This window comes from Methanoculleus sp. UBA374 (assembly GCA_002508705.1).
Classification (GTDB): Archaea; Halobacteriota; Methanomicrobia; order Methanomicrobiales; family Methanoculleaceae; genus Methanoculleus; species Methanoculleus palmolei.
Map to the genome: position 1 here is coordinate 1 of DAYL01000036.1, position 8,585 is coordinate 8,585.

Sequence of the window (8,585 nt, forward strand, 5' to 3'; positions counted from 1 at the left end):
CCTCACCAACTTCGTCTGCCCTCTCATCCGATACCGGACCATGGACCTTGCCGTAGCGGCCGGGAACCCCTGCACCTGCGGGCGGAGTTATCCGCTGCTCGAGAGGGTGGAAGGACGGGTGCAGGACTTCATCGTGACGAAGGATCATCGGCTCATATCAATGACGGCGGTGAACATGCACTCCAGTGTCTTCGACAACGTTGCACAATTTCAGTTCTACCAGAGTAAGAAAGGAGAGGTTCTGATGCGGATCGTGAAAAAACCGGGGTATACCTACCGGGATACGGAACGCATCCTCCGCGAACTCGGAAGAAAGTTTGAAAACGGCGTGGACGTGACCATCCGCTTTGTCGGCAAGATCCCCCGCACCCGGCGCGGCAAGTACCGGTTCCTGATACAGGACCTGCCGTTAGATCGGTGGGGCCATCTGATCTGAGAGGCCGTGCACAGGGCTACATGAGGGGGGAACGACGAGAGTTACCCTGCCGGATACACCACAACGGCCTCTTTCCTCTCCTGGAGACGGCGGTCCGGATCTTCAGGATCATGGGCCGAGCCCCTCGACGCGAGGAGGGGGTGGTTGACACCCTTCTGCCTGCAGTGCTACACTCCGCTCCCTCCGCTCGATGGATGCGGAAGCCCGGATGGCCCCGACGTCGCCCGACCCGGTCCCGGTCCCGGTCCCCGGCGCATAACTCAATTCTCGCCCGTTTTTCCGGTCGTTCTGCCGGGGGCCGGCCGGCGGATCACGGCCGGAACCGCAATACCCTCATTACAAATGATGACAGATAGGTAAATGAGAGGAGTGTAAACAAGTGTCCGCGATTCCAGAGGAAGAGTATCTCTATAAATGTACGTCCGCCTGTGCGGGGTGCAGTTCTTCCCTGTGTCTGCGCTACGTGCTCAAGGCGGCCGGTCCCGATACCGTTCTGGTCGTGCCCGCCTGCTGCACCAGCGTCATCCAGGGGGCCTACCCCGGCACGGCGATGAACGTGCCCGTCTATAACATAGCATTTGCCGCAGCCGCCGCCTGCGCCTCCGGCATGAGCAACGCTCTCCGGTCGCTCGGGAAAAAGACCAACGTCATCGTCTACGCAGGCGACGGCGGAACGGTCGATATCGGGCTCCAGTCGCTCTCCGGGGCCTTTGAGCGCGGGACCGACTTTCTCTACATCTGCTACGACAACGAGGCGTACGGCAACACCGGCATGCAGCGGTCGGGTGCAACGCCCCTCGGTGCGCGCACCACCACGACGCCCGGCGGCAAACCGACGCCGAAAAAGGACCTCGACCGGATCGTCGAGGCGCACAACCCGCCCTACATGGCGACCGCCTGCAGCGCTTACCCCATCGATCTCTACAAGAAAGTGAAGAAGGCGCTCTCCGTCGAGGGGCCGAAGTTCATCCATATCCTTGCGCCGTGCCCGCCCGGCTGGCGCTACCCCACGGAGAAGACGGTCGAGATGGGGAAACTTGCGGTGAAGACCGGGACGTGGATCCTCTACGAACGTGAGCTCGGAAAACTCGCGATCAGCGGCCCGTCGAAGACGGCGATGAAGAAACCCGCACCCCTGGAAGATTACCTGCGGGGCCAGGGCCGGTTCAAGAACTTAAGCCAGGAAGTCTTAAACGAGATGCGTCAGCAGGTGGAACGGAACATCCAGCGGTTTTCCCGCGAGGAGGCAGGCGCATGCTGACGATTGCAACCGGCAACAAGGCGGTTGCCGCCGCGGTGAGGAACGCAAAGCCGGGCGTCGTCGCCGCATACCCGATCACCCCCCAGACCGAGATCGTGGAGCAGATCGCGGAGTACGTCAATTCAGGAGAACTCGACGGCCGGTACATCCCGGTGGAGAGCGAGCACTCGGCCATGGCCGCCTGCATCGGGGCGAGCGCCGGGGGCGTCCGCACCTTCACGGCGACGAGCTCGCACGGTCTCCTTTACATGCACGAGATGATCCACTGGGCGGCGGGCGCGCGCCTCCCGATCGTCATGGCGAACGTCAACCGGGCGCTCGGGCCCGGGTGGAACACCTGGGCGGAGCACAGCGATGCCTTCTCCCAGCGCGACACGGGGTGGCTGCAGGTCTTTGTGAGCACGGTCCAGGAAGCCTACGACACCACCCTGATGGCGTTCCGGATCGCCGAGAACGAGGGCGTCCTTCTCCCCGTGATGGTTAACCTGGACGGGTTCGCGCTCAGCCACATCATGCAGTCACTGGAGACCGTGGAGGTCGGCGATTTCCTGCCCCCCTACCATCTCCCGCACGCCGTCGATACAAAGAACCCCTGTGTCTACGGCCCCATGACCTTCTCGAATGATTACTTCAAGTTCCGCTGGGATATCGAGCGGTCGATGCGCGATTCCCGGGGCGTGATCGCGGACGTCGAGCGCGAATTCGCGGAGCGGTTCGGCCGCTCCTACGGCCCGACCGAGGATTACCGGTGTGAGGACGCCGACGTCGTCGTCGTCGCCATGGGGACGCTCGGCAAAGAGGCGGAGGTGGCGGTCGACCGTCTCCGCGACGAGGGACTGCGGGCCGGCTCCATGCGCCTGCGCTGGTTCCGCCCCTTCCCGGACCTCGACCTTGCCGGCCGGGAGGTCGTGGTGATCGACCGCGACTACTCCTTCGGCTTCGGCGGCGTGGTTGCGCATGCCGTCAGGGCGAAGACGGGCGTCGAGCCCTACAGCGTGATCGCCGGCCTCGGCGGTCAGGAGGTCACCTACAACGACATCGCCGACTTTGTTCGGAACCGGCATCCCGGTGAGGAGACCTGGTTCGGGGTGAGCGACCGTGTATGAGATACGAATCCACTCCCGGGGCGGGCAGGGCGGCGTCACCGCTGCAAAGCTCCTCGCCCTCGCAGCATTCCGGGACGGAAAACATGCAACCGCCTGCCCGTTCTACGGGGCGGAGCGGCGCGGGGCGCCGGTCGTCTCGTTTGTCCGGATCGACGATCGGCCGATCAAGATCTACAGTCAGATCCACGAGCCGGACCTCGTGATCGTCCTTGATACGAGCATCATGGATGTTGTAGACGTCCTGCAGGGCCTCAAACCCGATGGGACGGTCCTCCTGAACAGCGCCCACGCGCTCCCCGGATGCAACGGGACCTGCTCCTACGTCGACCTGACCGGGATCGCGCTCGCACAGAACCTTGTGGTCGCCGGGAGCCCCATCCTCAACACCCCGGTGCTCGGGGCGCTCGCGAAGATGGGCATCATCACCCTCCCGTCGGCGGAAAAAGCAATCCGCGAGATGTTTGCCGACGAACGGAACGTGAAGGCCGCTAAAGCGGCGTATGAGGAGGTGCGGGCATGAGAGAGAGGCTTGCGCTCAGCAGACCTACGGAGGCTTCTTCGGGGAAGACGGGGTCCTGGCGGACGTTCCGGCCCGTGGTGGACAAGGAGACGTGCAACGCCTGCGGGCTCTGCGCCCAGTACTGCCCGGACGGGGTCATCGACAGGGAACTGAACATCGATCTCGATTACTGCAAGGGATGCGGCGTCTGCGCAAACGAGTGCCCGAAGCAGGCCATCACCATGGTGCGGGAGGAGCGCTGACCCCATCGTCGATGGGGCAGGTGGCGACATACTCAAGGCTGAACCGGTAAAAGTGGGTGTAGCCGCAGTTCCGGCACCGGGTCGTGAAGTGGCTGCTCCCGATCACGAGGTCGTGCGGCCCCGTGACTCCGCAATTTTTGCACCGGGCGCCGGCCTCGAGTTCCCAGACACCGTAACGCCCGATACTGGTGCGGACCCCGGTCGCTCCGGCGTTTTCAAACCGCGGGACGAAGATCCGCGTCACCCCGCAGGCGGAGCAGATCACCTGTGCCTGTGCGGAGACCGCTTTTATGACCTGGTCGGCAATCTCACCGCAATGATAGCAGCGGGTGCGGTGCCGGGTGAAGATGAACCGCTCGCTCATGACATGACACTTGGCGGCCCGAAGATAAAACCTCCGTTCCGGAGGGCGGCCCTCCACCCCGCGGGGCGACCGGCTACCTGCCGCGCACAGACCGGAACAGGGTGAAAGACAAACGTTAAATAGCACACCCGCACCTCTGTTGCCGTCAAGGAGGTTATGAGATGGCAGCGTTGAGAGTCGCACCCTACGTCTGTGCTTACTCGGATGAGAATGAAGAGAACCTGCACATTGAGATTGAACTGCCCGGCGTCGAGAAGAAGGACATCACCTTCAAGATGCAGGAGACCAGTTTCTCCATCGATGCAATCCGCGGCGACGTCCGTTACGTCGGGACCTATGCGGTCGGTTGCCCCGTAGACCCCGACAAGGCGAAGGCAACCTTCAGGAACGGCCTTTTAGCCGTGGACGTCCCTTACGTCCAGCCGGTTGCGGAGGAGACGAAGGAGATCCCCATAGCGGAGTGAGGGGACTCCGCGGGCAAAATCTCTTCTTTTTTTTGAATCCGGAGAAACCCTCCCGTCAGGAGTCATCCCGCCGAAAGTCTTCGGGGCATCGGAGTCCCACGCGAAGTGCGGCTTCCCCGAAGGGGAGCAACAGGCACCGATCGACGGGGCTTCACGCCTCCGCGTGAGGGCGTATCGCCGTTCGCTACGCGGTTAACCCACGCGAAGAGAGTTCCGGGCGGTCCCATCCGGAGCCCCCCTTCCATCGGGAAGAGTCACCTTTATTAGCCTGCATCCGCACGTCAGAAGTATGAACCCGGCACGCGGACATGAACCGGAAGCACCCGGAGCACCGGTGCGGGAGGAGGCGCCTTCAAACAGGCTGGTCCACGAGAAAAGCCCGTACCTGCTCCTGCACGCCCATAACCCCGTCGACTGGTATCCCTGGGGCGATGAGGCTTTTATGCGAGCAAAGGAGGAGGACAAACCGATCTTCCTCTCCATCGGCTACTCGGCCTGCCACTGGTGCCACGTCATGGAGAAGGAGTCGTTTGCGGACCCCGTGGTTGCAAAACTCTTAAACAGTGTCTTCGTCTGCATCAAGGTGGACCGGGAGGAGAGGCCGGATATCGATCAGGTATATATGGCGGCGGCTTACGCATTGACCGGAACAGGGGGATGGCCGCTATCCATCTTCATGACCGCCGACAAAAAACCGTTCTTTGCAGCGAGTTATATCCCTAAGGAGAGCCGCTACGGGATGACCGGTCTCCTGGATCTCATCCCCCGGATCAGCAAGGTCTGGCAGAGCCAGCGGCAGGAACTCGAGACGGCCGGGAGCCGGGTGCTTGAAGCGATACAGAACGCGGCCCGCACCCCGCCGAGAGAGGGCGAACTCTCCGAGGTTACCCTCGATGAGGCCTACGAAACCTTCTTCCGGGTCTTCGACGGGGAGAACGGCGGGTTCGGGGATGCGCCGAAGTTCCCGACCCCGCACAACCTCATATTCCTGCTCCGGTACGGGAGCCGGACCGGGAAAGAGCCGGCATACGCGATGGTCGAGAAGACGCTGCACGCCATGCGGCGCGGCGGGATCTTCGACCAGATCGGTTACGGGTTTCACCGCTACTCAACGGATGCGGAATGGTTCGTCCCGCACTTCGAGAAGATGCTCTACGATCAGGCGCTTCTCGTCATAGCGTATACGGAGGCCTACCTCGCGACGGGGAGAGAGGAGTTCGCCCGGACCGCCCGGGAGGTGATCGCGTATGTCCTGCGTGAGATGACCGATCCTGCCGGAGGGTTTTACTCGGCGGAAGACGCGGACAGCGAGGGCGAGGAGGGGAAGTTTTACCTCTGGACGAAGGACGAGGTCCTCCGGGTCCTCGGGGAGGAGGACGGGGAGCGGTTTTCCCGGATCTTCGGCGTCACGGAGCCGGGGAACTACCGGGAACAGCCCGGCGGGAGGAGGACGGGCAAGAACATCCTCCGCCTGCGGCGCCCGCTGGCGTCGTGGGCCCATGAGTTCTCGACAACGGAAGAGGACCTCGCGTGGTTCGTGGAGGATGCCCGGCAGAAACTCTTTGCGGCCAGGGAAAAGCGCGTCCGCCCGGCAAAGGACGACAAGATTCTCACCGACTGGAACGCACTCATGATCGCCGCTCTCGCGAAGGCGGCCCAGGTCTTCGACGATCCGGGTTACCTGGCCGCGGCAAAGAAAGCGCTTTCATTCGTCCTTGCGAACCTTCGCCGGCCCGACGGGCGGCTCCTCCACCGCTATCGGAACGGCGAAGCCGGGATCACCGCGACCCTCGACGATTATGCGTTTATGCTCCGGGCTCTCCTTGAGGTCTATGAAGCTTCGTTCTCTCCCGGCTACCTCCGGACCGCCGTCGAACTCTCCCGGGACCTTGTCGCTCATTACCGGGACCGCGACCGGGGAGGATTCTTCTTCTCTCCGGACGACGGGGACGCCCCCGTCCGCCAGAAAGGAGTCTACGACGGGGCAATCCCCTCCGGGAACAGCGTGGCCATGTACGCCATCTTCGCCCTCGGGCGGATGACGGCGAACCTTGAACTCGAGGAGACGGCAAACCGGGTGAAGACCGCCTTTGCCGATACCGTCCGCGAGGCCCCGACCGCCCACGCACACTTCCTCACCGGTCTCGAGTTCATGCTGGGACCGAACTTTGAGGTGATCGTCACCGGGATTCGTGACGCCGAGGACACAACGGCGATGATCCGTGCCGTTCGCTCGCACTACTCACCCGACAGCCTCGTCATCTTCCGCCCCGCCGAAGAGGAGAGTCCGGAGATTGCCGGGATTGCCGGATTCACCCGGGACATCGAGATGATCGAGGGGAAGGCGACGGCGTACGTCTGCACCAACTACGCCTGCGATATCCCGACGACCGATATCGACGAGATGCTGCGGCTTATCGGGTCGAAGGAGCGGTCGCCGGAACCGATCATCTGACGGCGCAAAGGAGGCTGTACGATGATGCGAAACGGGGTCGATATGGGGAGGGGGGAGACCCTTATGGATGTGGTGCATTGATGCGGAGGTTCTTCGAGGACATCCCGGCTCCTGGACCCCGAACGGATGGCGTGGTTCATCCGCACGGCCAGAGCGACCCGCCGGTTCCCCCTCGCCCCCGACGCCTCCCACCATGACCCGTTGCAGCACCTGAACCTGCTTGATAACGGGCAGATGACAAACGCGGCGGTCCTCCTCTTCGGAAGACAGCCGCAACGGTTTCTGATCTCCTCCGAGATCAAGTGCGCCACTTCCGCGGCACCGAGGTCGCCAAACCGATCCCGTCCTACCTGGTCTACAAGGGCACGGTCTTCGATCTCGTGGACGCGGCGGTGGATTTCGTCCTCAGCAAGATCGCCCTCTCAGTGGGCACCCGGAAGGCCGGGCCGCAGGCGCCGGTGCGCTACGAGATCCCCAAAAGAAGGTGGTGGCAGAGGCGATCGTGAACGCCGTCGCCCACCGCGACTACACCAGTAACGGCAGCATCCAGGTGATGCTCTTTGCCGACCGGCTGGAGGTCTGGAACCCGGGCACGCTCCCGCCGTCTCTGACGCTCGAGAAACTCCGGCAGGCCCACGGCTCGGTGCCGGCGAAACCAGGGAAGAAACTAGGGAGAAGAACCTGACCCTGATGAGCGAATCGGCATCACGCCAAAAGGAATTGAATGGCAGATCCGGCGATGGAAACAGGCCTGCATCTCGGGGTGTACCCTCCCGAGGGCCGGATTCGGGTGGCGGCGCCGTTACGCGTGGACGACGAAGTGGTGCGGCTGGCGGTGATCACAAAACTGCCGTGGATCAAACGGCAGCAAACCCGATTCAGGGCCCAGGAACGCCAGAGCCCGCGAGAGTACACTTACCGCGAGACGCGCTACTACCTCGGCAAACGCTATCTGCTGAACGTCGTCGAGGGTGCAGGCCCGTCCCGGGTTGAGGTGTGCAATAAGATAAGGATCGATCTGTATGTTCCGGCTGGAAGCGACGCTGTCAAACGCGAACAGGTCATGCTCAAGTGGTATCGAAAGGAACTCAAGGCTCTGATTCCGCCTCTGATCAACGTGTGGCAGGAGACGCTCGGGGTAACGGTGGACGACTGGGGGGTTAAAAAAATGAAGACCAGGTGGGCAGTTGCAACATTGAGGCCCGACGGATCTGGCTGAATCTGGAGCTTGCGAAGAAACCGGTTCAATGTCTCGAATACGTTGTCGTCCATGAGATGGTCCATCTGCTGGAGCGGAATCACACCGGCCGGTCAGAGGGACCTGATGGATCGGTTCATGCCACAGTGGCGACACTATCGCGATGTGCTCAATCAGGCGCCGTTAAGCCACGAGACCTGGAACTACTGAAACGATGCCGGTGTGAACACCTTCCTGTGAGTATATAGAGCATCCGCTGGAACAAGCGAAGTTATTGGGAAAACGGGTGAAGACGTTCTCGAACGTGGAGTATGCTTCAAAATTGTTGAACGCGCGAACAGTAAGCGAAAACACCGCTCCACGTCAACACGACGTACTCCGGGAGAAATGTATCGACGCTACGTCAATCCGGGTTGACGTATATTTCCGTGCGGGCTCTGAGTTACGTCCGGTTGACTTAGAGGTTACAACCTCCCATATGTCAACGTCCGTTGATTTGTAAGGCAACTTATATGGGGAGGTGATCCCGAAACACCTCA

9 protein-coding genes and 2 pseudogenes are annotated in these 8,585 nt (G+C 62.1%); 10 read left to right on the forward strand and 1 reads right to left on the reverse strand.

The genetic code is table 11. The features are described from left to right. The 5 genes and pseudogenes from BRA42_RS14390 to BRA42_RS14410 all read left to right on the forward strand — a co-directional run. A pseudogene (locus BRA42_RS14390) lies at window positions 1-436 on the forward strand (phenylacetate--CoA ligase family protein); the annotation flags it as partial. 379 nt (window positions 437-815) lie between these two features. Continuing rightward, a complete protein-coding gene (locus BRA42_RS14395; RefSeq protein ID WP_292408159.1) occupies window positions 816-1,697 on the forward strand; it encodes a thiamine pyrophosphate-dependent enzyme in 882 nt (293 codons plus the stop codon). Next, complete coding sequence (locus tag BRA42_RS14400) at window positions 1,691-2,803, forward strand: transketolase C-terminal domain-containing protein (protein ID WP_292408162.1); 1,113 nt, start codon at window positions 1,691-1,693, stop codon at window positions 2,801-2,803. Before BRA42_RS14395 ends, BRA42_RS14400 begins: the two co-directional genes overlap by 7 nt. Further along, the gene (locus BRA42_RS14405) at window positions 2,796-3,323 is read left to right on the forward strand and encodes a 2-oxoacid:acceptor oxidoreductase family protein (RefSeq protein WP_292408165.1); all 528 of its coding nucleotides are present in this window, start codon (window positions 2,796-2,798) and stop codon (window positions 3,321-3,323) included. Before BRA42_RS14400 ends, BRA42_RS14405 begins: the two co-directional genes overlap by 8 nt. Next, window positions 3,320-3,565 carry a 4Fe-4S binding protein gene (locus BRA42_RS14410; protein WP_292408167.1) on the forward strand — a complete coding sequence of 82 codons (246 nt, stop codon included), beginning with the start codon at window positions 3,320-3,322 and terminating at the stop codon, window positions 3,563-3,565. The genes BRA42_RS14405 and BRA42_RS14410 overlap by 4 nt, the downstream gene beginning before the upstream one ends. Here the strand turns inward: BRA42_RS14410 and BRA42_RS14415 are convergent. Next, entirely contained in the window at window positions 3,540-3,929 is a 390-nt protein-coding gene (locus BRA42_RS14415) for a hypothetical protein (protein ID WP_292408171.1), read from the reverse strand. The genes BRA42_RS14410 and BRA42_RS14415 overlap by 26 nt on opposite strands. A gap of 161 nt (window positions 3,930-4,090) precedes the next feature. On the opposite strand from BRA42_RS14415, the gene BRA42_RS14420 reads away from it, so the two are divergent. The 5 genes and pseudogenes from BRA42_RS14420 (at window position 4,091) to BRA42_RS14440 (ending at window position 8,294) form a co-directional block, all read left to right on the forward strand. Beyond that, window positions 4,091-4,393 (forward strand): Hsp20/alpha crystallin family protein, encoded by a 303-nt coding sequence (locus BRA42_RS14420; protein WP_292408173.1) that lies wholly within the window; start codon window positions 4,091-4,093, stop codon window positions 4,391-4,393. A gap of 289 nt (window positions 4,394-4,682) precedes the next feature. Then, window positions 4,683-6,848, forward strand: a complete 2,166-nt coding sequence (locus BRA42_RS14425; protein WP_342770639.1) for a thioredoxin domain-containing protein — start codon at window positions 4,683-4,685, stop codon at window positions 6,846-6,848. A 302-nt stretch (window positions 6,849-7,150) separates the two neighbouring features. Then, window positions 7,151-7,354 (forward strand): hypothetical protein, encoded by a 204-nt coding sequence (locus BRA42_RS14430; RefSeq protein WP_292408179.1) that lies wholly within the window; start codon window positions 7,151-7,153, stop codon window positions 7,352-7,354. Beyond that, complete coding sequence (locus BRA42_RS14435) at window positions 7,336-7,533, forward strand: ATP-binding protein (protein WP_292408181.1); 198 nt, start codon at window positions 7,336-7,338, stop codon at window positions 7,531-7,533. The genes BRA42_RS14430 and BRA42_RS14435 overlap by 19 nt, the downstream gene beginning before the upstream one ends. A 54-nt stretch (window positions 7,534-7,587) precedes the next feature. Next, a pseudogene (locus tag BRA42_RS14440) lies at window positions 7,588-8,294 on the forward strand (M48 family metallopeptidase). Window positions 8,295-8,585 lie beyond the last annotated feature (291 nt).